This is a genomic window from Kitasatospora sp. NPDC097691 (assembly GCF_040302665.1).
Lineage (GTDB): Bacteria > Actinomycetota > Actinomycetes > Streptomycetales > Streptomycetaceae > Kitasatospora.
The window spans coordinates 36779-59141 of record NZ_JBEORY010000003.1 but is presented as its reverse complement, the minus strand read 5'-3'; the positions used below and the strand labels follow the sequence as shown (position 1 = coordinate 59141).

22 protein-coding genes are annotated in these 22363 nt (G+C 74.8%); 7 read left to right on the top strand and 15 right to left on the bottom strand.

Annotation, left to right across the window (positions count from 1 at the left end; translation table 11 throughout):
* Positions 1–95 precede the first annotated feature (95 nt).
* The 8 genes from ABTY56_RS03010 to ABTY56_RS02975 all read right to left on the bottom strand — a co-directional run bounded on the left by ABTY56_RS03010 (position 96) and on the right by ABTY56_RS02975 (position 7408).
* Complete coding sequence (locus ABTY56_RS03010) at positions 96–854, bottom strand: MerR family transcriptional regulator (RefSeq protein ID WP_350625897.1); 759 nt, start codon at positions 852–854, stop codon at positions 96–98.
* Positions 855–1083: 229 nt separating this feature from the next.
* Positions 1084–2088: a DUF2332 domain-containing protein gene (locus tag ABTY56_RS03005; RefSeq protein WP_350625895.1), complete on the bottom strand. Its 1005-nt coding sequence runs from the start codon at positions 2086–2088 to the stop codon at positions 1084–1086.
* An 83-nt stretch (positions 2089–2171) separates the two neighbouring features.
* Entirely contained in the window at positions 2172–3293 is a 1122-nt protein-coding gene (locus tag ABTY56_RS03000; RefSeq protein ID WP_350625893.1) for an SUKH-4 family immunity protein, read from the bottom strand.
* A gap of 157 nt (positions 3294–3450) precedes the next feature.
* Complete coding sequence (locus ABTY56_RS02995; RefSeq protein ID WP_350625891.1) at positions 3451–4392, bottom strand: hypothetical protein; 942 nt, start codon at positions 4390–4392, stop codon at positions 3451–3453.
* A 126-nt stretch (positions 4393–4518) separates the two neighbouring features.
* Entirely contained in the window at positions 4519–5109 is a 591-nt protein-coding gene (locus ABTY56_RS02990) for a DinB family protein (RefSeq protein WP_350625889.1), read from the bottom strand.
* Between the two features lie 196 nt (positions 5110–5305).
* Complete coding sequence (locus ABTY56_RS02985; protein WP_350625887.1) at positions 5306–5878, bottom strand: dihydrofolate reductase family protein; 573 nt, start codon at positions 5876–5878, stop codon at positions 5306–5308.
* Between the two features lie 91 nt (positions 5879–5969).
* The gene (locus ABTY56_RS02980) at positions 5970–6707 is read right to left on the bottom strand and encodes an SRPBCC family protein (RefSeq protein ID WP_350625885.1); all 738 of its coding nucleotides are present in this window, start codon (positions 6705–6707) and stop codon (positions 5970–5972) included.
* Positions 6704–7408 (bottom strand): ArsR/SmtB family transcription factor, encoded by a 705-nt coding sequence (locus ABTY56_RS02975; RefSeq protein WP_350626258.1) that lies wholly within the window; start codon positions 7406–7408, stop codon positions 6704–6706. Before ABTY56_RS02975 ends, ABTY56_RS02980 begins: the two co-directional genes overlap by 4 nt.
* A 249-nt stretch (positions 7409–7657) precedes the next feature.
* Between ABTY56_RS02975 and imuA' the strand changes: the two genes are divergently transcribed.
* The 3 genes from imuA' (at position 7658) to ABTY56_RS02960 (ending at position 13689) form a co-directional block, all read left to right on the top strand.
* Positions 7658–8500, top strand: coding sequence for a DnaE2-dependent mutagenesis accessory factor ImuA' (imuA', locus tag ABTY56_RS02970; protein WP_350625883.1), 843 nt, complete (start codon positions 7658–7660; stop codon positions 8498–8500).
* A gap of 1 nt (position 8501) precedes the next feature.
* A complete protein-coding gene (locus tag ABTY56_RS02965) occupies positions 8502–10226 on the top strand; it encodes a DNA polymerase Y family protein (protein WP_350625881.1) in 1725 nt (574 codons plus the stop codon).
* Between the two features lie 178 nt (positions 10227–10404).
* Entirely contained in the window at positions 10405–13689 is a 3285-nt protein-coding gene (locus ABTY56_RS02960; RefSeq protein WP_350625879.1) for an error-prone DNA polymerase, read from the top strand.
* A 35-nt stretch (positions 13690–13724) separates the two neighbouring features.
* On the opposite strand, the gene ABTY56_RS02955 is transcribed toward ABTY56_RS02960, so the two are convergent.
* From ABTY56_RS02955 to ABTY56_RS02945, 3 genes are all read right to left on the bottom strand, one after another.
* The gene (locus ABTY56_RS02955) at positions 13725–14234 is read right to left on the bottom strand and encodes a hypothetical protein (RefSeq protein WP_350625878.1); all 510 of its coding nucleotides are present in this window, start codon (positions 14232–14234) and stop codon (positions 13725–13727) included.
* A 113-nt stretch (positions 14235–14347) separates the two neighbouring features.
* Positions 14348–14962, bottom strand: coding sequence for a hypothetical protein (locus ABTY56_RS02950; RefSeq protein WP_350625876.1), 615 nt, complete (start codon positions 14960–14962; stop codon positions 14348–14350).
* Positions 14963–15053: 91 nt separating this feature from the next.
* The gene (locus ABTY56_RS02945) at positions 15054–15884 is read right to left on the bottom strand and encodes a TIGR03084 family metal-binding protein (RefSeq protein ID WP_350625874.1); all 831 of its coding nucleotides are present in this window, start codon (positions 15882–15884) and stop codon (positions 15054–15056) included.
* Positions 15885–16096: 212 nt separating this feature from the next.
* On the opposite strand from ABTY56_RS02945, the gene ABTY56_RS02940 reads away from it, so the two are divergent.
* The gene (locus ABTY56_RS02940; RefSeq protein ID WP_350625872.1) at positions 16097–16903 is read left to right on the top strand and encodes a helix-turn-helix transcriptional regulator; all 807 of its coding nucleotides are present in this window, start codon (positions 16097–16099) and stop codon (positions 16901–16903) included.
* 20 nt (positions 16904–16923) lie between these two features.
* Here the strand turns inward: ABTY56_RS02940 and ABTY56_RS02935 are convergent, their stop codons facing one another.
* Genes ABTY56_RS02935 through ABTY56_RS02925 form a run of 3 tightly spaced genes read right to left on the bottom strand, consistent with a single transcriptional unit; the run spans position 16924 to position 19764 of the window.
* A complete protein-coding gene (locus tag ABTY56_RS02935) occupies positions 16924–18459 on the bottom strand; it encodes an AMP-binding protein (RefSeq protein ID WP_350625870.1) in 1536 nt (511 codons plus the stop codon).
* Positions 18460–18510: 51 nt separating this feature from the next.
* Positions 18511–18969: a MerR family transcriptional regulator gene (locus tag ABTY56_RS02930; protein ID WP_350625868.1), complete on the bottom strand. Its 459-nt coding sequence runs from the start codon at positions 18967–18969 to the stop codon at positions 18511–18513.
* Between the two features lie 30 nt (positions 18970–18999).
* Positions 19000–19764 (bottom strand): SDR family NAD(P)-dependent oxidoreductase, encoded by a 765-nt coding sequence (locus ABTY56_RS02925; protein WP_350625866.1) that lies wholly within the window; start codon positions 19762–19764, stop codon positions 19000–19002.
* Positions 19765–19937: 173 nt separating this feature from the next.
* Here ABTY56_RS02925 and ABTY56_RS02920 point away from each other — a divergent pair, with 173 nt between their 5' ends.
* From ABTY56_RS02920 to ABTY56_RS02910, 3 genes are read left to right on the top strand one after another with little or no spacing between them, the layout of a single operon-like run.
* On the top strand, positions 19938–20399 hold the full coding sequence (locus ABTY56_RS02920; protein WP_350625865.1) for a group II truncated hemoglobin: 462 nt from the start codon (positions 19938–19940) through the stop codon (positions 20397–20399).
* Positions 20396–20947, top strand: coding sequence for a GNAT family N-acetyltransferase (locus tag ABTY56_RS02915; RefSeq protein ID WP_350625863.1), 552 nt, complete (start codon positions 20396–20398; stop codon positions 20945–20947). Before ABTY56_RS02920 ends, ABTY56_RS02915 begins: the two co-directional genes overlap by 4 nt.
* A gap of 5 nt (positions 20948–20952) precedes the next feature.
* The gene (locus ABTY56_RS02910) at positions 20953–21339 is read left to right on the top strand and encodes a VOC family protein (protein ID WP_350625862.1); all 387 of its coding nucleotides are present in this window, start codon (positions 20953–20955) and stop codon (positions 21337–21339) included.
* A 127-nt stretch (positions 21340–21466) separates the two neighbouring features.
* On the opposite strand, the gene ABTY56_RS02905 is transcribed toward ABTY56_RS02910, so the two are convergent.
* On the bottom strand, positions 21467–22249 hold the full coding sequence (locus ABTY56_RS02905) for a dioxygenase family protein (protein ID WP_350625860.1): 783 nt from the start codon (positions 22247–22249) through the stop codon (positions 21467–21469).
* Between the last annotated feature and the right edge of the window lie 114 nt (positions 22250–22363).

Here is a 22363-nt window from a genome sequence, read left to right as displayed (position 1 = left end):
CCTGCGGGGCGGCCCGCTCGGCGGGGTCGGCCGCACTCAGGTGAGCCGCACTCGCGCCGCCACACTCAAACCGGCCGCACTCGGGCCGGCCGCACTCAGGTCAGCCGCGCCGCCGCGTACGCCTCCATGGCGGCCCGCTGGTAGGCGGCCAGGCCCGGGGCGATGGCCTCGTACGCGGCGCTCCACTGGTCGTTCTCGGTGCAGGAACGGGCGATCGCCAGGTACTCCTCCACCGGGACCGACCGGATCGTGCCGAGCAGCCGGTACTCCTCGTCGATCGTGCTCTGCACGGGCTCGGCGTCGGCCGGGTGACCGGCCGCCAGCAGCTCGGCCAGGTGGATCATGCGCGCGGTCCGCTCGCGCTGCCCGGCCTCGATCTCGTCCGGGCTCATCGCGGCCGTCGCACGTCGGGCGGCATCGGCGTGCTCGGGGAAGTCACGCAGACTGGCGTCGACGTCGGCGGGCCGGATGCCCTCGAACAGGTTCTCGGGGCGGTTGATGGTCATGGGTGTGCCGTCCTTCCGAAGGCGTTCCAGGTCGGCGATCGTGCGGGAGACGGTGGCGGCCAGGGCGTCCAGTCGGTCGCGTTCGGCGACCAGCCGCAGGTGGTGGCCCCGCAGGGCGTCCAGCTCGTCCACCTGGTCGCCCAGGATCCGGGCGATCTCGGTCAGCCCCACGCCCAGCGCCCGCAGTACGAGGATCTGCTGCAGCTGCAGCAACTGCCGTTCCTCGTAGTAGCGGTGGCCGTTGGAGCCGATCCGGGCCGGCGGCAGCAGCCCGATCTCGTCGTAGTGCCGCAGGGTCCGGGCGGTCACCCCGGACATCCGGGCGACCTCCGCGATCGGCCAGGCCATGGCCGCCTCCCCTCGCTCCCGGGTTCCGTTCCCGGGTTCCACGTTCGTCGTACCGGGGCCGGTTCCTCCGGCCCTGGTCACGACGGTAGGAGTTGCCGCTGCGGCAGCTTCAAGTCCGGACTCGCAGACCGTCCGTTTCGGCTCCGGTGGCCTACACCGGGCCGCGCCGGCCACGCCCGTCCGAGCCCTTCCGCGCCGGCCACGCCCGTCCGAGCCCGGCCGTGGCCGCCTACGCGTCGCCGAACCAGTCCAGGGACTGCCCGTGCGGGCCGGTGAAGGCCACCGGCCGTTCGTCCAGGGCGAGCGCGAACAGCCCGGATCCGGGCGGGGCCGGGCGGGGCAGTCGCCGGGCGACGGCCGGCAGCACGGAGACCGCCTCGTTGGAGATCCAGTGCCCGGGCAGCTCGCGCACGGTCACCGCGAACTCCTCCCGCGCCTCCGGCGACAGGTACGCGAGCACGGCGCTGTGGAACACCACCGGGGTCGTCCCCGCCGGCACCTGCGCCACCAATTCCCGTACCGTCGCGTTGAGATCACCGCGCACCAGCAGCGGAGGCTCGGCCCGGGCGACCCGTACGGCGCCGCGCAGCCGGTCCAGCCGGTGGGTCTGCTCCGGCCAGACCAGCGACTCCAGCCAGCGCATGTCCTCCTCGGCCCGGACGTCCAGCGGGTTGAGGTCGATCCCGGCCCGCCACACCACCTCCGGCAGCCGCTCCCGCAGGAGCGTGGTGAGCGGCACCGGCCCGCTCACCGCGCAGTCCAGCGTCACCGGGCTCGCCGCGGCGCCGAACTCGGCCACCGGGGCGCCCGTGCCGTCGGCGGGCAGGTACCGGTAGCGGTACCGGTCCGGGTACAGGCAGAGCCCGGCCGAGGCGCCCACCTCGATCAGTGCGAGCGGCTGCGGAAGCGTCGCCAGCAGTGGCAGCAGGGTGGCGCAGCGGCCCGATTCGTTGGTCTGCGTCCGGCGCTTCAGCATGGTGGCCGACGCCTCGTCCCAGTGGGCCGTCACCCAGGCGCGGAAGGCGGGCCAGCCCTCCGTCACCGGGCCGCCCAGGTGGCGGACGGCGCCGAACAGCAGGTTCGGCTGCCGTTTCGCGGTCGGCAGCCCGTCCAGCAGCGCGCGCACCTCCTCGTCCCTGGCGACGTGTTCGGCCAGGTCCTGGTAGATCGCCGAGTTGCCGCGGGCCTCCCGCTCCGCGAAGCCGCGGTAGAGGTCCCCCGTATCGCTGTGCATCCTCGTCCGTCCTTCCGGATGATCAGAATCGGCCCAGCGTAAGCCCGGTCGCTGCGCGGTGGCCGACCGGGCGGGAAGCGGTGTCACCCCAGCATGCCGCCCATGTGCCCGTCCTCGGCGAGCAGCCGCCAGGAGCAGCCGGGCGAGGCGAAGGCCTCCGGGTCGACGGCCTCCACCAGCCGGTCCACCACCGTGCTCAGCAGCGACTGCGGGTCGAACACCGCCCAGGTGTCGTGGCCCCGGCCGTAGTCCCAGCGCTCCCACTCGGCGCGCAGCCGCTCGTACGTCCAGAGGGCGTAGAGCAGGGCGGACAGGTCGCGGTTCAGGTAGGCCTCGGGCTGGCCGTCGTCGTACCAGTCGGGCAGCTCCAGCCGGCCGGTGGCGCCGTCCAGCGCGATCGTGAGGTCCGTCGGCCAGTCCCCGAGGGCGATGAAGTCCCGCTGGTACGGGCGGTCCTCCTCGCCGTCGAAGTACTCCGGGTACGCCTCGCCCATGGTGACCAGCGGCTCGTCGCACACCCCGAACATCGCCCCGCCCAGCGGCAGCCCGACATCGGTCAGCAGCCGCCGGGTCGGCTCGTGCACCAGGGCGGCGGGCAGGTACTCGGGCCGGAAGCGGTGAACCCGGCCGGGGCCGTCGTCCTCGTCTGTCAGCGCCGCGAGCTCCGCCACCAGTTCCGGGCCGACCTCGTACGCGGGCCCGCCCGGACCGCCCGGCAGCGCACCCCAGCCCAGCGCGTGCACCAGCAGCGCGGTGCCCCAGTGCGCGGGCGGCGTGGAGCCGTTCGCGAACAGGCCCGGATCGACCTCCCGCATCCGCCGCTCGGCCCGCGCCATGACCTCGGCCACCACCGCCGGGCCGCGCCGCCCGTCCAGTGCCTCCGGCCGCCGGGCCGCCTCGGCGACCGTCTCCACCTCCCGCACCAGGCCGGCCAGCGCCGCCAGGTCGGAGGCCAGCAGGTCCCGTCGCGGGCCGCCGTTGTCCAGGAACACCTCACCGGTCGCCCCGTCCAGCAGGACGAGGTTGCCGACGGCGGCGAAGGGCGTGCAGTAGTCCGTCTCCCCCAGGACGAACAGCCGCTCCGCGTCCGCCGGGAACGGCCGCACCGCCCCGAACTCCAGGAACGCCCCCGCGGTCGGCAGCCCCTCCCGCGCCAGGAACTCCCGGCTCTGCGCGTGCACCACTCCGCCCGGCGAACCCGGCACCTGCTCACACCCCACGTACCCCACCCCTCCCCGGCCCTGACCCCCAGACCCTAGCGGCCCGGCCCGACATCGCCGCGCGGGTTTGTCGCCGCGGGTTTCGGCCGCGCCGCTCCGGCCCCGCCGCGGCCCCGCTCCGGCCCCACCCGGGGCCGGCCGGCTACGCCCCTGCCGCCGGGTCCACGTTCCACTGCTCGGGCAGGTCCGCGTCGCAGAAGGCACAGGCGTAGTGCTCCTCCCGGACGAGGTTGACCATGGTGCACCCGGGGCAGCGGCGGAAGACCGCCCCGTACGTGAAGGCACCCGGGTGCGGCAGGCCGATGCGGGTGAGGGCGGCGGTCACGGCGGGCCAGGAGGTGGTGTCGGGGCAGTAGCCGGTGGACTGGTTGCTGACCGTCCCGACCTCCCAGCCTCCGCCTCCGCCCGAGCGCCGGAACCCGATCTCCCCGGCGCTCAGCACCAACTCCCCACCCGCGCAGGCCACGTGCTCGCTGCGGCGCGGGGCGAGCCGCAGTGCGCCGCCCAGGTCGACCACGAAGGTGAACGGCTCCGCCGAATCCTGCGCGGTCCGCGTACCGATCCAGGCGGTGAACTCGTCGGCCGTCCGGACCGGTTGACCGCCGGGCCCACCGGCCTCCCGCAGCTCCGGCGGCCCCACGTACCGGTACGCCCGGCCGAAGCCGTCCTCGACCTCCGCCGCGATGCCCCGCTCGGCCAGCCGGGCCCGCCAGTACGCCATCTCGACGGCTGTCCCGGCGAGCCCGAAGTGCCTCAGCCGGTCGAGGAGTTCACGCGCCTGCGGCAGTGACGCCGCCGAGCCCTCGCGGAGCGCCCGCAGCGCCGCGACCGGGTCGGCGAGCGGTCCGGTGAGCCGGAGCCGGGCCGGTCCGTGGGCGGTCAGCAGCGCCTCGCGGACGTCGCCCGGCAGTTCCTCCGGCCCCGAGTGCTCGCACAGGTAGGCGCCGCAGTGCGGGCAGGAGCGCTCGGCGTCCCACCACAGGTCCCGCCCGTGCATCAGGAACTGCCCGACGCTGCGGACGGCGGTGCCCCCGCAGTCCCGGCACCGGACGGCCGTCCGCACGCCCTGTTCCGCCTCGGTCATGCGCGCACTCTACGGTGACCGGGACGTCCTGGAGCACGAGGGCTGCGGGCCACCCGCTGACCGCCCCCCGGCCCCGGCTCCGGGGCCAGGGGTTGAGGCCTGGGCCGGGTCAGGTGACCCCGTGGGTCAGGCGAGGCCGCCGGCCTTCCGGGCGGCCTGCTCCACGCGGTCGTGGTGGGCCCGCCACCAGTCGGCGTCGCCCTCGGCGGTGTTGATGCCGTCCGGGCGCTGACCGACGGCGCCGTCCACGAGTTCGCGGACCAGGTCGGCGTGGCCGACGTGCCGGTGGCTCTCGGCGATCATGTGAACGAGGACCCGGTGCAGGGTCTGCTCGGGCCGGTCGCCGAACGGCAGCCGGCCGGTCGCGTCCAGCGGCAGGGCCTCGATGGTGGCGTCCGAGTGCGCCCAGACCCGGCGGTAGCGTCCGACGATCTCCTCGGTGCTCTCGTCCGCCCGCGCCCACAGGTCGCCGTTCGGCTCGGTGTCGCCGATGAACCACAGCGGGGTCGGCTCGGGGAAGGGGCGCCCGAATGTGTCGCCGAAGTACATCGCCTCGGCCCCGGTGAGGTGCTTGACCAGGCCGAGCAGATTCGTCCCGGTGGGGGTGAGCGGGCGGCGCAGGTCGTACTCGGAGAGGCCGTCGAGCTTCCAGAGCAGCGCGTCGCGGGCGTCCTGGAGGTAGATCCGGAGGTCGGTCTTGTCGTCCGTCACAGTCATGGGACCAGTCTGCTGACCACCGGACGCCTGTCCACCGGGTTCGGCCGCCCACCGGGTTCGGCCGCCCGACGAACGCCGGAAGGCCCGGTTCCCGGTGCGGCGGCCGAACCCGGTGGACGTCCACGCGGCTTGCGGTGCAGGAGAATTGACGAACCGTCAATCCCAACGGGGACCCGATCGTCGATCCCCTGGGGCGTCAGCGGACCACGTCGAAGACCTGCTTCTGCAGGCCGTTGTCGTAGGCCGCGTGCTCGACCAGCTTCAGCTTCTGGGCGTCCTTGTCCGTGGTGCTGAACAGGCGCTTGCCCGCGCCGAGCAGGACGGGGAAGACGAGCAGGTGGTAGCGGTCGATCAGGCCGGCGTCCGAGAGGGCCCGGTTCAGGGCGGCGCTGCCGTGGACGATGATCGGGCCGCCCTCGGTCTCCTTCAGGGCGGCGACCTCGTCGAGCGAGCGCAGGATGGTGGTCTCGCCCCAGTTCGGCACCAGGTCGTCGTCGGTGAGGGTGGTGGAGACGACGTACTTGGGCAGGGTCTTGTAGCGGGCGAAGTCCGCCATGTCCGGCCACACCGGGCTGAACGCCTGGTAGCTGACCCGGCCCAGCAGCATCGCGGTGGCCTCCTCCTGCTCCCGCCCCTTGATCTCGAACGCCTCGGGGACGAACTCGATGTCCTTGAAGGTCCATCCGGCGTTCCGGTAGCCGGGCTCGCCGCCGGGGGAGTCGACGACGCCGTCGAGCGAGATGAAGGCCGTGCTGATCAGGGTGCGCATCGGTGGTTCCTCTGTTCCTCGTACGCGTGTGGGCTGGGGGCGGTCAGGCGGTCAGGCGGTCAGGCGGTCAGGTGGCCAAGCGGCCAGGCGGTCAGGCGAGGAGACCGGTCAGCCACTGCTGCCAGGAGGCTTCGGCCTCCTCCGGCGCCGGGCCGAAGAGGTGGTGGAACATCAGCACCAGACCCGAGCCGTGGTGGAAGGTGTAGAGCCCGTCGGCGGTGCGGACCTCCAGGCGCTCGTCGTCCGCCCAGACCACCTCGCCGTCCAGCGGCGGCAGGCCGGCCGGTCCGCCGTGGGCCCGTGCACCGACCTTGACCGGCAGGGGCAGTGACAGTGCGTCGGCGAGGGCCGCCCGGACCTCCGGCTCCGGCCGCCCGGCGGACGGCGCCGCGGCGAAGGCGGGGGTGGCGGTGCGCCCGGGGAAGTGGGCGAGGTACTCGCGGAGCGTGTGGAGGTGGAAGGGCCAGCCGCGGCGCAGCGCGTCGTACTCGTCCTGCCAGTCGTCGCCGAGCAGACCGCTGTGGACGACGCGGAGCACGGTGGCGGCGCCGTCCCGGCCTTCGATCAGGTACTCGAAGGCCATGAAGCGGCCGTCCTCGGCGGTGGCCGTGCGGGTGGCCAGGCGCTTGCCGGGTTCGTAGGCGGTGATCACCGCCTCCGCGCGGTGGCCCCCGGTCTCCATGACGGCGGTGCCGCCCTCGCGCGGGTCCAGCTCGTTGCGGCCCATGAACCAGGAGTCGATCCCCGGTCCGGTGGCGATCGCCTCCCAGACCTGCTCGGGGCTCGCGGGCAGGGAGGTCTCCAGCTCGATCTCGAACGGGTGGGTCATCGCGGGTTCTCCTGGTTCGGTTCGATCTCGGGCTGTTCCGCGTCGGTCCCGGCCGTCTCCGTCGCGGCCCCGGCGGGGGGCGCCCCGGCTCCGGCCGTTTCTGCTGAGGCCCCGGGCCGTGCCGCTGAGGGGATCTGGTGGAGTCCGACGACCACCCGGTGGCTGCGGCCCCCGGGGGCGGACTCGTCGTGGTAGCGGCTGACGAGGGCGGCCACGGCCTGGGACAGTTCCTCGGCGAAGGCCGTCCGGTCGGCCGCGGAGGCGAACCGCACCTGGGCGTCGATGCCGAAGGTGGCGACCCGCCGCCGGGCGCGGGCGGCGCCGGTCAGCAGGGTCCCGACCTCCTGGACCAGCCGGGAGCCGAGGGCCAGCAGCCAGCGGGCGGAGAGCTGGTCGGGGGAGCGGTCGGGGTCCGGGCTGACGGCGGCCAGGACGCTGGGGGAGATCACGTAGGACGCCGCGGTGGCGCGGTAGACCCGTTCGGTGACGTTGCCCTTGCGCCGCTCCTCGGCGAGTTCGACGAGCCCGTGCCGCTCCAGTTCTTTCAGGTGGTAGTTGACCTTCTGCCGGGGCAGGCCCAGGCGGCCGGCCAGCATGGCGGCCGAGCCGGGCTCGGCCAGGGCGGCGAGGATCCGGGCCCGGATCGGGTCCAGGGACGCCTCGGCCGCGGCGGGTTCTTCGATCACAGCGACGTCCAGCACTCCTCCAGAGTCCATCCGACAAAAAAATTTGTCAAGGAAAGAATGCTTGTCGGTAGTCCGGTCGGCCGAGCGGCGCCACCCGGTCGGTCGAGTGCTGCTGCCCGCCCACCGTCCGCCCACCGCCCGCCCGTTGCCCCCGCCGACGGCTCGCCCATCGGCCGCACCCGCCGCGAGCCGGCACGGAGAGTGACGGGTGGGGCTACCGGGTCGGACTTGAATCTTTGCGAACGAATGTTCGATCCTGGAGCTGTGCCCGTTTTCGAACCTGCTTTCGAATCCACCGCCGAGCAGCCCGCCCGCCCCGCGCTCCGGCCGGTGGCGCTCCCGGCTGCCGTGCCGGGGGAGCCGGGCGACGGACGGACGGAGGCCCGGGGCCTGCTGCCGGTGCCGCCCGCGCTGCGGGAGGTGCTGCCGGACGGCGGGCTGCGACGCGGCACCGCGGTGTCGGTGGCGGGCGGGGACACCGGGCTGCTGCTGGCGCTCGCCGCCGGAGTGCGGGAGACCGAGGGCGGCTGGGCGGCCGCGGTCGGGCTGCCGGACCTCGGGCTCGCCGCCGCCGAGGGGTACGGGCTGGACCTGCGCCGACTGCTGGTCGCGGACGACCCGGGGCCGCACTGGGCCGAAGTGGTGTCGGTGCTGGCCGGCGCGGTCGAACTGGTCATGCTGCGCCCGGACGGCCCGGTGCCGCCGAAGCTGGCCGCCCGGCTGGCGGCGGTGCTGCGGCGCAGCGGCTGCGTGCTGCTGGTCGCCGGGCCCTGGCCGGGCGCGGTGCTGCGGCTGGGAGTGCGGTCCGGGCGCTGGTTCGGACTGGGCGACGGCTACGGGCAGCTCGCCGGCCGGCAGGTCGAGGTGGCGGCCGAGGGTCGCGGCTCGGCGGTGCGCGGCCGGACCGCCCGGCTCTGGCTGCCGGACGAGCACGGCGAGGTGCGTCCGCTGCAGGACCGCCCGCTGCAGGACCGCCCGCTCCGGGAGCACCCGCTGCAGGACCGCCCGCTGCAGGGAGTCCCGTTCCACGAACGCCCGGTCCGGGAGCACCTGCAGCCGCAGCCCGTGGCGGAACCGGCGGCACCACGCGTCGCGGCGGTGGTCTGAGATGCCCAACGAGCCGTCCAGGAACGGGCCGTCCGGGAACGGGCCGTCGGGGAACGGGCCGTCCGGGAACGGGCCGTCCGGGATCGTCGAGGACCGTACCCCCCGGGTGCTGGTGGTCTGGTGCCCGGACTGGCCGGTGGTGGCCGTCACCGGCGACGACCCGGTGGCGGTGACCGAGGGCGGGCGGATCCTCGCCTGCTCGGCGGGTGCCCGGGCGGCCGGGGTGCGGCAGGGGCAGCGGCTCAAGCTGGCCCAGCGGCTCTGCCCGGAGCTGGAGCTGCGCGACCGCGACCCGGAGGCGGAGACCCGCCGCTTCGAGCCGGTGGTCGCGGCGGTGGAGGCGTTCACGCCCCGGGTGGAGGTGATCCGCCCCGGCCTGTGCGCGATCCCGGTGAAGGGCCCGGGCCGCTACTTCGGCGGCGAGGAGGCGCTGGCCGCCAAGGTCCGTACGGCGGTGGCGGACGCCCTCGGCCGGCCGCCCGTCCCGGACGCCGTCCCGGGCGCGGTGACCCCCGAGTTCCCCGAGACGCCCGCGACTCCCGAGACGCCCACGACCCCCCAGGCCCCCCAGGCCCCCGAGCCCCCCGAGCCCCCTCACGCCCAGGTCGGCGTCGCCGACGGCCTGTTCGCCGCCGTGCTGGCCGCCCGCGCCGGGGTGCTGGTGCCGGCCGGACGGACGGCGGAGTTCCTCGCCCCGTACCCCGTGAGCGCGCTGGGTGACGAGGCGCTGGCCGAGCTGCTCGGTCGGCTCGGCCTGCCCACCGTCGGAGCCTTCGCCGCACTGCCGCCGGAGGCGGTCGCGGACCGCTTCGGCCCGTCCGGGACGGTTGCGCACCGGCTGGCCCGCGGGTTGCAGCCGCGCCCGCTGGTGCCGCGCGACCAGGAGCCGGACCTCGCCGTCGAGCAGCGCTTCGACCCGCCGGAGCCGCTGGCCGAGCCGCTGGTGTTCGTCGCCCGCACGCTGGCCGAGGCGTTGCACCGGCGGCTGGCCGGGGCCGGGCTGACCTGCCGCCGGGTGGCCGTCGAGGTGGCCTGCGCGGACGGCCGGTCGGCTTCCCGGCTGTGGCGGCACGAGGGCCGGCTGTCGGCGACGGCGCTGGCCGAGCGGGTCCGCTGGCAGCTCCAGGCCTGGCAGGGCATGGGCACCTTCACCGACGGACAGGAGGGCTTCACCCTGCTCCGCCTGGCCCCCGACGGCCTCTCCCCGGACCAGGGCCGTCAGCTGGCGCTGTGGGGCCAGGCCGTCGCGGACGACCGGGTGGAGCGGGCGGTCGCCCGGGTGCAGGCGGTGCTCGGGCACGCCGGGCTGCGCCGGATCGAGCCGGCCGGCGGGCGCGGCCCGGGGGAGCAGGCGGTCAAGGTGCCGTGGGGCGAGCCGTACGAGGCGGCGGTGCCGGCCGACGCGCCCTGGCCGGGGCGGCTGCCGGAGGTGTGGCCGGCCGTGGTGCTGCGGGAGCCCACGCCGGTGCGGGTGCTGGACGAGGCCGGGCGGTCGGTCACGGTGGACGGCCGGGCGGGGGTGTCGGCCCGGCCGGCCCTGGTCGTGGTCCGGGGGCGGGAGGAGCCGGTGGACGGCTGGACCGGGCCCTGGCCGGCGGTCGAGTACTGGTGGGACCAGTCGCTCGCCCGCCGCCGGGCGAGGTTCCAGGTCGTGGTGGGCGACGGCCGGGCGCTGCTGCTCACCGTGGAGGGGGGTGCGTGGTACCTGGAGGCCGGCTACGACTAGCGGTCCGGAACCGGAGGGACCCGCAAGGGGCCCGGACCCGCAAGGGGCCCGGACCCGCAAAGGGGCTCAGGCCCGCAAAGGGGCTCAGGCCCGCAAAGGGGTTCAGGCCTGCAAGGGGCCCGGACCCGCAAGGACCCGGGGGGGAGTGCAGGCACGAGAACGACGAAGGCAACCCCCGATGGGCTTCACCAGCCACCCGACCCTCCCCTGGAGCGAGCTGCACCGCCGGCTGACCGGCGTGGCGCCGGACCGCACGGTCGTCCCGCTGCGCCGCCCCGCCCCGCAGGAGCCCCCGGCCGCTCCCCAGGAGCCTCCCGCCGCCCCGGAGGACTCCGCCGAACCCTGGGCCGAGCTGCACGTCCACTCCGCCTTCAGCTTCCTGGACGGCGCCAGCGACCCGGAGGACCTGGTCGCCGAGGCGGCCAGGCTGGGCGTGGAGACCCTCGCGATCACCGATCACGACGGCCTGTACGGCGCCGTCCGGCTCGCCGAGGCGGCCCGGGGCACCGGCGTGGCCACCGTGTTCGGCGCGGAGCTGACCCTCCGCCACGCGGCGGACCGCCGTTCCCCGGACCGCCGTTCTCCGGAGGAGACCGAGCACCTGCTGGTCCTGGCCCGCGACCCGGCCGGCTACCGCCGGCTGTCCGCCGCGATCGCCGCCGCCCAGCTGGCCGGTGGCGCGAAGGGCCGCCCGGTGTACGACCTCGCGGCGCTGGCCGGGGCGCACGGCGGCCACTGGGCGGTGCTCACCGGTTGCCGCCTCGGCCGGGTCCCCGCCGCCCTCGCCGGGCGGCACGGGCCCGATCGGGGCGGGGCCGGGGACCGGCTGCGCACCCTCACCGAGGCGTTCGGCCGCGAGAACGTGTACGTCGAGCTGATCGACCAGTGGCTGCCCGGCGACGACCGGCGCAACGACGCCCTCGCCGCCCTCGCCGCCGAGGCGGGACTGCCCGTCGTCGCCTCCACCAACGCCCACCACGCCGGCCCCGCCCAGGGCCGCCTCGCGCAGAGCCTCGCCGCGCTGCACGAGCGCCGCACCCTGCAGGACGCGGTCGGCTGGACCAGGGCGGCCGGCACCGCGCACCTGCGCTCGGGCCGCGAGATGGCCGGTCGGCTGGCCCGCTTCCCGGGCGTGCAGCGGGCCACCGTCGAGCTCGGCCGGGCCTGCGCCTTCGACTTCGCCGGACTGGACCCGGAGCTGCCGGGCTTCCCCGTTCCCGAGGGCGAGACCGAGATCAGCCACCTGCGCGCCCTGGTCGCGGCCGGCGGCCCGGCCCGCTTCGGCCCGGGCAACGCCGCCGCCCGCCGCCAGCTGGCCAAGGAGCTGGACGTGATCGAGGACCTCGACCTGGCCGGCTACTTCCTGATCGTCCACGACATCGTGGACTTCTGCCGGAGCCGGGAGATCTGGTGCCAGGGCCGCGGCTCGGCCGCCAACTCCGCGGTCTGCTACGCCCTCGGGATCACCGCCGTCGACCCGATCCACTACCGGCTGCTGTTCGAGCGCTTCCTCTCCACCGCCCGGGACGGGCCGCCCGACATCGACCTGGACATCGAGAACCGCCGCCGCGAGGAGGTCATCCAGTACGTCTACGGCCGCTACGGGCGCGAGCACGCCGCGCAGGTCGCCAATGTGATCACCTACCGGCCCCGGCTGGCGATCCGCGACGCCGCCCGGGTGCTCGGTTACCCGCAGGGGCAGGTGGACGCGTTCAGCCGGCAGACCGACTTCCGCTCCGCCCCCGGCGCGGACGCCGTCATCCCCGCCGACGTGCTCGGGCTCGCCGCCCAACTCCACGGCCTGCCGAGACACCTGGGCATCCACTCGGGCGGCATGGTGCTCACCCGGGAGCCGATCGGCGAGATCTGCCCGACCGAGTGGGCCCGGATGCCCGGGCGCTCCGTCCTGCAGTGGGACAAGGAGTCCACCGCCGGCGCCGGGCTGGTGAAGATCGACCTGCTCGGCCTCGGCATGCTCGCCGCCCTGCACGACGCCTGTGACCTGGTCGCGGAACACCACGGCCTGCGCTACGACCTGGCCACCATCCCGGACGACGACAAGGGCGTGTACGCGATGCTGCGCCGGGCCGACACCGTGGGCGTGTTCCAGGTCGAGTCCCGGGCGCAGATGGCGACCCTGCCCCGGCTCAAGCCGGACCACTTCTACGACCTGGTGGTCGAGGTCGCGCTGATCCGCCCCGGTCCGATCCAGGGCGGCTCCGTCCACCCGTACCTGCGCCGTCGCGCCGGGGCCGAACCGGCCGGCTGCCCGCACCCGCTGATGGAGAACGCGCTCGGCAAGACCCTCGGGGTGCCGCTGTTCCAGGAGCAGATGATGCAACTCGCCATCGACTGCGCCGGGTTCAGCCCGGCCGAGGCGGACCGGCTGCGGCAGGCGATGGGCGCCAAGCGCTCGCACGAGCGGGTCGCCCGGCTGCGCGAGCGGCTGCTGGGCGGGATGGCCGAGCGCGGCATCCCGCCGGAGGTCGCCGAGGACGTCTACGGCAAGATCGAGGCCTTCTCCAACTACGGCTTCCCGGAGAGCCACGCGATCAGCTTCGCCTACCTGGTGTACGCCAGCGCCTGGCTCAAGTACCACTTCCCGGCGGCCTTCACCTGTGCCCTGCTGGCCAACCAGCCGATGGGCTTCTACTCGCCGCTCAGCCTGGTCGCGGACGTCCGGCGGCACGGCGTGCGGGTACGCGGGGTGGACGTCAACGCCAGCGGGGCGCGGCCCACCCTGGAGCCGTACCGGGGACCGACCCCGAAGCCGCCGCTGACCGCCGGGCGTCCGCAGCCCGCCATCCGGCTCGGTCTGGAGACCGTCCGCGGCATCGGCACTCCGCAGGCCGAGGCGATCGTGGCCGGACAGCCGTACGCGGATCTGGAGGACTTCGCCCGCCGCACCGGCCTGCCCGCGCCCGTCCTGGAGGCGCTGGCGACGGCGGGCGCCTTCGACTGCTTCGGACTGACACGTCGTCAGGCGCTGTGGGGCGCAGGGGCGTTCGTCGGGATCTCGGCCGAGCTGATCCCCGGCACCACGCCCGGCGCCGAGGCGCCGGAGCTGCCCGGGATGAGCCCGGTCGAGGAGACCATCGCGGACCTGTGGGCCACCGGGACCTCCGCCACCAGCCATCCGCTCCAGCACCTGCGGGACCGCCTGGACCGCGGTGGAGCGCTCCGCGCCGCCCAGCTCCCGGACGTGCCGCCGGGGACCGCGGTGGTGGTCGGCGGCCTGGTCACCCACCGGCAGCGGCCGCCGACGGCCGGTGGGGTGCTCTTCCTCAGCCTGGAGGACGAGACCGGTCTGATCAACGTGATCTGCAACCGCCCGGTCTGGGTGTCCCAGCGCCGCACCGCCCTGGACCGGGCCGGGCTGCTGGTCCACGGCCACATCGAGCGCGACCGGGGCGCCACCAACCTGATCGCCACCCGGCTCACCCCGCTCAGGATCGGACTCTGAGCGGGGTGAGCCGGCCGGAGGCCGGAACCGGAGCGTTAGAAGGCGGGCTCGTCACCCAGGTCGAAGATCCGCAGGTCGGTGCGGCGGACGGTGTACCAGACGTCCTGGCTGCTCCCGTCGTCCCAGGACTCGGTCAGCCGGACGGAGGCGAAGCCCTTCTCCTCCTTGACCTCCCGGGCCGACCAGTCCGCCGGGGCGTTCTGCGTCCGGAACGCCGGGTCGGCGGCGTGCTGCTGGGCCCAGGCGTCCAGTCGGTGGTTCAGGTGCGGGGCGAGGTAGTGGTCGCGGACCTGCCGTGGGGTGCGGTCGCTCTGCCCGAGCACGGCGGCGCGGTACGCCTCCAGGAAGGCGACCACCCGGTTGGCGGCCGGAGTGTCGGCCCGCACCGGTGCTCCGGCCACGGGGGTGGGAGCCACGATGGTGGCGGTATGCGCGGGGGCGGTCCGGGCAGGGGTGGCCTGGGCGGGGGTGGCGGCCGGGCCACCGAGGGCGAGCAGGGTGGTGGTGGCGCAGAGGGCGGCGCGGATGGTGTGAGTGCGAATCATGCGGGCATTCCACCATCCGCCGAAGGCGCGGGCCTATCGCCAGAATGAGTGGTTCTGTCGGTACTGCCGCCGACATCAAGAAATATGACGATGCGTCAGTTCATGGCGATGCGTCATGTCACCGGAAAGCCGATCTCCGCGAGGTCCTCCGCGAGTTCCTCCGGGTCGGTGTCCGGGTTGAGCGCCGCGACCACGGCCGGGGTGAGCGGGTGCAGCGCCAGGACGTGTTCGACCGCGGCGAGGTCCAGCGGCTGCTCGGGTTCGAAGTGCTCCTCGGCCCAGTCCCGGTAGGCCCCGGCCGAGCAGTCCAGCAGCAGTCCGAACGGGCCGGCCTCGCACTCGTCGACGGCGTCCCCCTGCCAGGCCGCGGCCTGGTGCGTCCGCCAGAAGAAGGCGGTGGCGATCGGTTCCTCCTCGCCCCCGCTGCCCAGTTCCTCGACGAAGCCGCGGAACTCCTCGGGGACGGCGGCGAGCGGCTTCAGGGTCGTCGGCACCCCCTGGTCGAAGTTCCGTCCGTAGACGCCGACGGGGGAGAAGAGCACGAACCAGTCGTTGCCCCAGCCGTCGCGCATCGAACCGAGCGCGTTCTCCGCGGACCAGCGGGAATCGTAGCGGTAGCGCCGGCTGCCCCAGTCGTCCGGGCTGAGGATCGCGTCCAGCATGGCGAGGGCGCGGCAGCGGTCGCGCAGGTCGGGGATGGCGGGCAGTCGGCCGATCAGGTCGCTCATGCCCGCCATTGAACCCGAGGGGCCGGCACGTCCCGGAGGCCGCCGCCCGTGCCCCGCGCCCCGCGGCCCGGACGGCCCGGACCGCCCACCCCTACGCCCCGGGCTGCCGCCCCTTGCCCGGCGCCCCGGCGAAGGCCTGGGCGATCGGGAGCCAGGCGGTGGCGACCGGGCCGGTGGCGGAGAGGGCGAGGTCGTCCCGGTGGCGGCGCTGGGTCACCAGGAGGCAGAAGTCCAGGGCCGGGCCGGTCACCACGTCCTGCGCGTCGGCCGGGCCGATGGCCCACGTCCCGCCGTCGGGGGCGGTCAGTTCGAGTCGCACCGGGCGCTCCGGCGCGGGCAGGCCGTGCGCGCCGAAGGCGAAGCCCAGGGTGCGCAGCCCCAGATGGGCGATGTGCCGCAGCCGGGCCGTGGGCTCGCGGGTGACGCCGAGCGCGTCCGCGACGTCCTGGCCGTGCGCCCAGGTCTCCATCAGCCGGGCGGTGGCCATCGAGGCGGGCTTCATCGGCGGGCCGAACCAGGGCAGCCGTACGTCGGCCGGTGCCGCGGACAGCGCCGCCAGCACTTCCTCCCGCCCGGCCCGCCAGCGGGCGAGCAGCACCGTCGGCTCGGCGGCCGCGCCGTCCCGCGCACCCTCCTCGACCGGGTCGGCGCCGGCCGGCGACAGCTTGCCGAAGCGGGCGTCGAGTGCGGCGCCGAAGCCCTCCGCGTCGCGCGCGGCCAGTGCCGTCCAGTCGTCGGTCCAGGCCAGGTGGGCGATCTGGTGCGCGATCGTCCAGCCCTCGGCGGGTGTCGACCGGGCCCATCCCTCCGCCGGCAGGCCGGTCACCAGCCCGTCCAGCACCGCGCTCTCGGCCCGCAGGTCCTCCAGCAGCCCGCCCAGGACGCCGGTCGGGGGCGGAGTCGGGGTGTTCGGGTCGGTCATCGGGGTCCCCTCCGATCAAGGCAGTCACTACCCGCCGGTAGTCACGGCCGCACCCTACGCCCGCCCCGTCACCGGCGCCCGCCACTCCACGGAACACGCACGTCAGGACTCTCGCCACCGGCCGTGGCGCGTGTGAGAATCGCGCGATGAAAAGCGCGGACACCCCCCAAGCTGCGCGAGCCGGTGACGCCGCCGCGCGATCCGGTGAGGCCGTGCGACCCGGCACTGCCGCGCGTTCCGGCGCCGCCGTGCGACCTGGCGCCGCCGCGCGATCCGGCGAGGCCGAAGTCGCCGTCCGGGCCGCCGAGCTGGTGCGGGACGCCGTCCTCGGCGACCTCGCCCGGCGGGTGGTGGCGGAGTGCGGCGTGGACGTCGGGCTGGTCGGGGTGCCGGAGCCGCTGCCCGGACGGCGGAAGGGCGACGAGGGCATGGTGCTGCGCCACTGGGCCGGCACCCGGGCGGACCTGCTGCACAACGTGGCCGTCCCGGCCGGGCTCGGCCTCGGCGGACGCGCGCTCGCCGAGCGCGCACCCACCTGGGTGCCCGACTACCGAGCGGCGACGACCATCTCGCACCACTACGACGCGGCCGTGGCCGCCGAGGACCTGTACGCGATGCTGACCGTCCCGCTGATGGACGGCGGCACCGTGCACGGCGTGGTGTACGCCTCGGTGCGTGCCGTCGTGCCGATCGGGGACGTCCGGATCTCCGCCGTCGGCACGCTGGCCCGGGCCGCCGCCCGGGCGCTCGCCGGGGCCGCCGCCTGGAGCCGCACGGCACCCCGATCGGAACAGGGCCGACAGGGCCGACCGGCCTCCCCCGTACGGCCGTTGACCCCGCGCGAGCACGAGGTGCTGCGCTGGGCGGCGACCGGCCGGACCAACCCGGAGATCGCCGCCCGACTGGGCCTGACCTGCAACACCGTGACCGGCTACCTCAAGTCCGCGATGCACAAGCTCGGCGTCCGCAATCGGACCGAACTCGCCCTGGCCGCACGGGAGTCGGGCCTCGTCGACTGAGCCGGGCCGAACTGCCCCGGTCAGTTGACCCGGCGCTCCCGCCCGGTCCAGTACGGCTCGCGCAGCCGGAACTTCTGCAGCTTCCCGGTGGCGGTGCGCGGCAGTGAGTCCCGGACCTCCACCGTGGTGGGCGACTTGTAGCCGGCCAGCCGCTGCTTGCAGTGCGCGATCAACTCGGCTTCGGTGACCGGCCCGTGGCCCTCGCGGAGGACGACGAGCGCCTTCACCGTCTCGCCCCACTTCTCGTCCGGCACCCCGATCACCGCCGCCTCGGCGACCGCCGGGTGGTCGTACAGGCAGTCCTCCACCTCGATCGAGGAGACGTTCTCCCCGCCGCTGATGATGACGTCCTTCTTCCGGTCCGAGATGGTCAGTTGGCCGTCCACGAGGGTGCCGCCGTCGCCGGTGTGGAACCACTCGTCCCGCAGCGCCTCGGCGGTCGCCTCCGGCTGCTGCCAGTAGCCGTCCAGCACGGTGTTGGAGCGCACCAGCACCTCGCCCTGGTCGTCGACCCGCAGCCGGGTGCCGAGCGCGGGTGCACCGGCCTGCACCAGCTTCTCGGCCCGTTCGGCGGCCGGCAGCGCGTCCCACTCGGCCCGCGAGCGGTTCACCGTGACGATCGGCGCGGTCTCGGTCAGGCCGTAGAGCTGCATGAACTCCCAGCCCAGCTCCTCCTCGACCTGCTGCACCACCGAGGTCGGCGGCGGGGCGCCGGCCACGATCATCCGCACCCGGTCCCGGCCGGGCACCGGGCCGTCCCAGTCGGCGGCCGCGTCCAGCACCATCTGGACCACGGCGGGCGCACCGGACAGGAAGGTCACCCCGTGCCGCTCGACCCGGTGCAGGATCTCCGCGCCGTCCACCTTGCGCAGCACGATGTGCCGGGCGCCGAGCCCGGTGAGGGAGAACGGCAGGCCCCAGCCGTTGGCGTGGAACATCGGCAGGGTGTGCAGGTAGACGTCCCGGTCGTTGGCGCCGTAGTGCAGGCCCATCAGGGTCGCGTTCAGCCAGACGTTGCGGTGGGTGAGCTGAACGCCCTTGGGGCGGGCAGTGGTTCCGCTGGTGTAGTTGATGGTGGCGGTGTCGTTCTCGGACATCGCGTAGCGCCGGGGGGAGTTGTCGAAGTCGTACAGCAGGGCGTCGCTGTCCGCGCCGAGCACGAACTTGTGCTTGGCCACCACCCCGCCCAGCGCGTCGGCGAGTTCGGGGTCGACCAGCAGGACGGAGGCGCCGCTCTGCTCGACGATGTACGACACCTCCTCGGCCTTCAGCCGGAAGTTCACCGGCACCAGCACCCGGCCGAACCCGCTCACGCCGAAGAAGGAGGTGAGCAGTCGCGCCGAGTTGTGCGAGACGATCGCGACCCGCTCGCCCGGCCCGACGCCGAGCCGGTCCAGCCCGGCCGCCTGGGCGCGGGCGAGTTCGGCGATCCGGCGGTAGCTCAACTCGCCCCAGGATTCGGCCGGCTGCACCGGTTCGTCGACGATGCCGACCCGGTCGCCGTAGACCAGCTCGGCCCGGTCGAGGAAGTCCATCACGGAGAGTGGAATCTGCATGCGCCCACTGTCCTCTCCCGTGCGCGCCGTGCACACCCCCGAACGGGGGTGTCACCCTTCCGCAGGACCCCCGTCCGCCCCGTCCGCCGCCGGAACCGCCGCCGGAAGCGTTGTCGCTCGTGCGGCCGGAACCGCGGCCGGAACCGCCACCGGAACCGCGGCCGGATCCGCCGCGGCGAGGGCCGCCGCCAGCCGGTCGCGCGCCTCGGTCTGGGCGGCGATCCGGCGCTCCAGCACCGCCAGCCGTTCCCGGGCGATCGCCAGCACCCGCTCGGACGGCCGGTTCGCCAGCACGTCCCCGTCCAGGCAGCCCAGCAGCGGCCGGAGGTCCTCCAGGGTGAGTCCGGCGCCCACCAGCGCACGGATGTTGCACACCCGGACGACCGCGGAATCCCCGTAGTCGCGGTAGCCGTTCGGCTCGCGCTCGGAGTCGATCAGTCCTGCCTGCTCGTAGTGCCGCAGCGCCCGGACCGTCGCCCCGGTCGTCCGCGCCAGCTCGCCGATCCGCACCCGTACGGCCCTCTCCGTCTCGCCCGCGGGTCAGCCCACCAGGGCGCCCCCGTCGACGGACAACACTACGCCGGTCACGAACGAGGCCTGCGGTGAGGCGAGTTGCACGATCGCCCAGGCCACTTCCGCGGGCCGGCCGATCCGGCCCAGCGGGGTGTGCTCGATCTGCCACTTCCGGATGGCCGCCCGCCGCTCGGGGCCGTACCCGGAGTGGTCGGCGATCGGAGTGTCGATCGCCCCGGGCGCGACGGCAGCCACCCGGATCCCGCGCGGCGCCAGCTCCACCGCCCAGCTGCGGGTGACGGTCTCCAGCGCGGCCTTGCTCGCCGCGTACACCGCGTTGGCGGGCCAACCGCGCTGTCCGACGGCGGTGCTGACGTTGACGATCACGCCCCGGCTGTCGGCCAGGGCCGGCAGTGCGGCCTGCCCGAGCAGCACCGGGGCGACCAGGTTGGTGGCCAGCAGTTCCTCGATCCCCGTCCGGTCGTAGCCGCCGAGGCCTTGGCCGCTCCGGACGATCCCGGCGTTGTTGACCAGGACGTCCAGTCGGCCGAACCGCTCCAGTGCGGCCCCGACGACGGTCTCCGGCGCGTCCGGGCCGGTGAGGTCGGCGGCCAGCGGCTCGATCAGCGACGGGTGCGCGGCCGCCGTCTCCGCCAGCGGCCCCGGCCGCCGTCCGACCGCGAGCACCCGCGCCCCCTCGGCCGCGAAGGCCTGCGCGGTCTCCCGCCCGATACCGGTCCCGGCCCCGGTCACCACCACGACCCGGCCCCCTGCTGCGTTCACAGTGTCCATGCGGCAAGCCTGCGACCCTGCCGCAGGCGTCAGGGTCAAGCGGCGGGGGAGAGGAGCACCGCCCTCCGCTTGCTGAGCCCGACGCGAACAGCGGCCCCGCAGCCCCGGCACCGGAGCGCCGGCCTGCTAGGAAGGTCGCAACGCACGGTCATCCACCCACGGGGAGCACACCCATGAGCGACCACCGGCCCGACACCCTCTACCAGGCCGTCGGCGGCATCGACGCGCTGCGCCGCCTCAGCCACACCTTCTACCGGGGCGTCCTCGCCGACCCGCTGCTCGCGCCCGTCTTCGCCGACTTCACCCCCACCCACATCGAGCACGTCGCGGTCTGGCTGGCCGAGATCTTCGGCGGCCCGACCGCCTTCACCGACGAACTCGGCGGCCACCAGGCCCTGTTGCGCGCCCACCTGGGCCTGGAGATCACCGAGGAGCAGCGGCTGCGCTGGATGGAGCTGATGGCCGAGGCCGTCGACCGGGAGCTGCCGGCGGACGAGCTGCTGCGCCGCCGGGTGCTGGAGTACTTCGACTGGGGCACGAAGATCGCCGAGGACGTCTCCGCCTCCCCGGCCGGGACCGACCTCGGCGATCCCGGCCCGACCCCGCGCTGGAACTGGGAGGGGCTGGAGAAGTGACCGTCGCCGCACACCCGACGGCCGACGGCCTGCTGCTGCGCCCCTTCGAGGGCGCCGACGCGCCGGCCCTGATCGAGGCCTACCGGGACGAGACGCTGCGCCGCTTCACCCGCACCCCGGTGGACGACGCCGAGCAGGCCGCGCACTGGATAGGGCTGCAGCACGAGGGCCGGGCGGCCGGCACCCGCTACTCCTTCGCCGTCCTGGACGCCGGCGAGCTGGTCGGCAACGTGGTGCTCAAGCGCGGCACCCCGGGCGGGGAGACGGCCGAGGTGGGGTACTGGACGGCGGGCCCGGCGCGCGGCCGGGGGGTGGCCCCGCGCGCGGTGGAGGCCCTCACCGCCTGGGCCTTCGCCGCCTTCGCCGAGGAGGGCCTGCGCCGGATCGACCTGCTGCACGAGGGCGACAACCACGCCTCCTGCCGGGTCGCGGAGAAGAGCGGCTACCCGTTCACGGAGATCGTCCCGGCGTTCCCGCCGTACCCGCTGGACGGCCACCGGCACTCCCGGAAAAGGCTGGACGGATCCGAACGGCGAAGGTCAGAGTAGGCGGCATGGCTTCTCTGGTACGACATGTGACGATCGATTGCGCCGACCCGCACGCCCTCGCCGGTTTCTGGGCCCGGGCGCTGGAGGGCACGCTGGGCGAGGACGACAACCCGGGCGACGAGGAGGTGCTGGTGGAGTCGGCCGGCGCCGGGCTGCTGTTCATCCGGGTGCCCGAAGGCAAGTCGGTGAAGAACCGGGTCCACCTCGACCTGCAGCCGCAGGACCGCAGCCGGGACGAGGAGGCGGAGCGCCTGGTCGCCCTGGGCGCCACCGTGGTGGCCGACCACCGCAGGCCGGACGGCACCGGCTGGATCACCCTGGCCGACCCGGAGGGCAACGAGTTCTGCGTCGAGCGGAGCCGGACGGAGCGCGCCGCCACCGGCGACGCGTAGCCGAGGCACGGAGCCGCGGCACGGAGTCGCGGCACGGAGCCGAGCCGACCGGCCCGCCCGCTCACCCGTGGCCGCCCGCCGGGTCCACCAGGACGTGTGCGGGCGGCCGTCGCTCCCGGTGCGGGCTTCAGCCCAGCTGGACCGAGCGCTTGGCCAGCCCCATCCAGAAGCCGTCGATGACGCTGCGCTGGCTGTCCAGGTCGGCCTCGCCGGCGCCGAGGGTGACGAACAGCGGGGCGAAGTGCTCGGTGCGCGGATGGGCGAGGCGCCCGGCGGGGGCCTTGTGCTCGAAGTCGAGCAGCGCGTCCAGGTCGTGGGCCTCCAGGGCGCGCCGGCCCCAGTCGTCGAACTCGGCCATCACCGAGGTGACCCGGCCGTCGCTGCTGAGCGCCCGCAGGTTGTGGGTGAAGAAGCCGCTGCCGACGATCAGCACGCCCTCGTCGCGCAGCGGGGCGAGCTTGCGGCCGATCTCCAGCAGCCGCTGCGGGTCGAGGGTGGGCAGCGAGACCTGGAGCACCGGGACGTCAGCCTCGGGGTACATCTCCACCAGCGGGACGTACGCGCCGTGGTCGAGCCCGCGGTCGGGGATGTCCTGGACGGGCGTGCCGGGGGCGCGCAGCAGCTTGCGCACGCGCTCGGCGAGCTCCGGCGCGCCGGGGGCGGCGTACCGGACCCGGTAGTAGTGCTCGGGGAAGCCCCAGAAGTCGTAGACCAGCGGCACGGTGGTGACGGCCCCGAGGGCGAGCGGCGCCTCCTCCCAGTGGGCGGAGACCATCAGCACGGCCTTCGGTCGCGGCAGGTCGGCGGACCAGGCGGCCAGCTCGCCCGGCCAGACCGGGTCGTCGGCCAGCGGCGGAGCGCCGTGCGACAGGTACAGGGCGGGCATGCGCTCGGGGGCCGCGGCGCTCATGGCGTCCTCCTCGGACGGTTCATCCACTGATAGTTCAAATTTGAACCTCTACTCCGATCGACGGTACACCTTCGTTCGAATTTGAACAACAGGAGTAGGCTTGGCCCCATGCCC

What these genes read in the sequence shown, in the direction of transcription:
- ABTY56_RS02995 (WP_350625891.1), bottom strand. Translation starts at nt 4,392, where the DNA reads ATGACCGAGGCGGAACAGGGCGTGCGGACGGCCGTCCGGTGCCGGGAC.
- ABTY56_RS03005 (WP_350625895.1), bottom strand. Translation starts at nt 2,088, where the DNA reads ATGCACAGCGATACGGGGGACCTCTACCGCGGCTTCGCGGAGCGGGAG.
- ABTY56_RS02945 (WP_350625874.1), bottom strand. Translation starts at nt 15,884, where the DNA reads ATGACCGACCCGAACACCCCGACTCCGCCCCCGACCGGCGTCCTGGGC.
- ABTY56_RS02990 (WP_350625889.1), bottom strand. Translation starts at nt 5,109, where the DNA reads ATGACTGTGACGGACGACAAGACCGACCTCCGGATCTACCTCCAGGAC.
- ABTY56_RS02965 (WP_350625881.1), top strand. Translation starts at nt 8,502, where the DNA reads ATGCCCAACGAGCCGTCCAGGAACGGGCCGTCCGGGAACGGGCCGTCG.
- ABTY56_RS02950 (WP_350625876.1), bottom strand. Translation starts at nt 14,962, where the DNA reads ATGAGCGACCTGATCGGCCGACTGCCCGCCATCCCCGACCTGCGCGAC.
- ABTY56_RS02980 (WP_350625885.1), bottom strand. Translation starts at nt 6,707, where the DNA reads ATGACCCACCCGTTCGAGATCGAGCTGGAGACCTCCCTGCCCGCGAGC.
- ABTY56_RS02910 (WP_350625862.1), top strand. Translation starts at nt 20,953, where the DNA reads ATGGCTTCTCTGGTACGACATGTGACGATCGATTGCGCCGACCCGCAC.
- ABTY56_RS03010 (WP_350625897.1), bottom strand. Translation starts at nt 854, where the DNA reads ATGGCCTGGCCGATCGCGGAGGTCGCCCGGATGTCCGGGGTGACCGCC.
- ABTY56_RS02960 (WP_350625879.1), top strand. Translation starts at nt 10,405, where the DNA reads ATGGGCTTCACCAGCCACCCGACCCTCCCCTGGAGCGAGCTGCACCGC.
- ABTY56_RS02955 (WP_350625878.1), bottom strand. Translation starts at nt 14,234, where the DNA reads ATGATTCGCACTCACACCATCCGCGCCGCCCTCTGCGCCACCACCACC.
- ABTY56_RS02920 (WP_350625865.1), top strand. Translation starts at nt 19,938, where the DNA reads ATGAGCGACCACCGGCCCGACACCCTCTACCAGGCCGTCGGCGGCATC.
- ABTY56_RS02925 (WP_350625866.1), bottom strand. Translation starts at nt 19,764, where the DNA reads ATGGACACTGTGAACGCAGCAGGGGGCCGGGTCGTGGTGGTGACCGGG.
- ABTY56_RS02985 (WP_350625887.1), bottom strand. Translation starts at nt 5,878, where the DNA reads ATGCGCACCCTGATCAGCACGGCCTTCATCTCGCTCGACGGCGTCGTC.
- ABTY56_RS02935 (WP_350625870.1), bottom strand. Translation starts at nt 18,459, where the DNA reads ATGCAGATTCCACTCTCCGTGATGGACTTCCTCGACCGGGCCGAGCTG.
- ABTY56_RS02905 (WP_350625860.1), bottom strand. Translation starts at nt 22,249, where the DNA reads ATGAGCGCCGCGGCCCCCGAGCGCATGCCCGCCCTGTACCTGTCGCAC.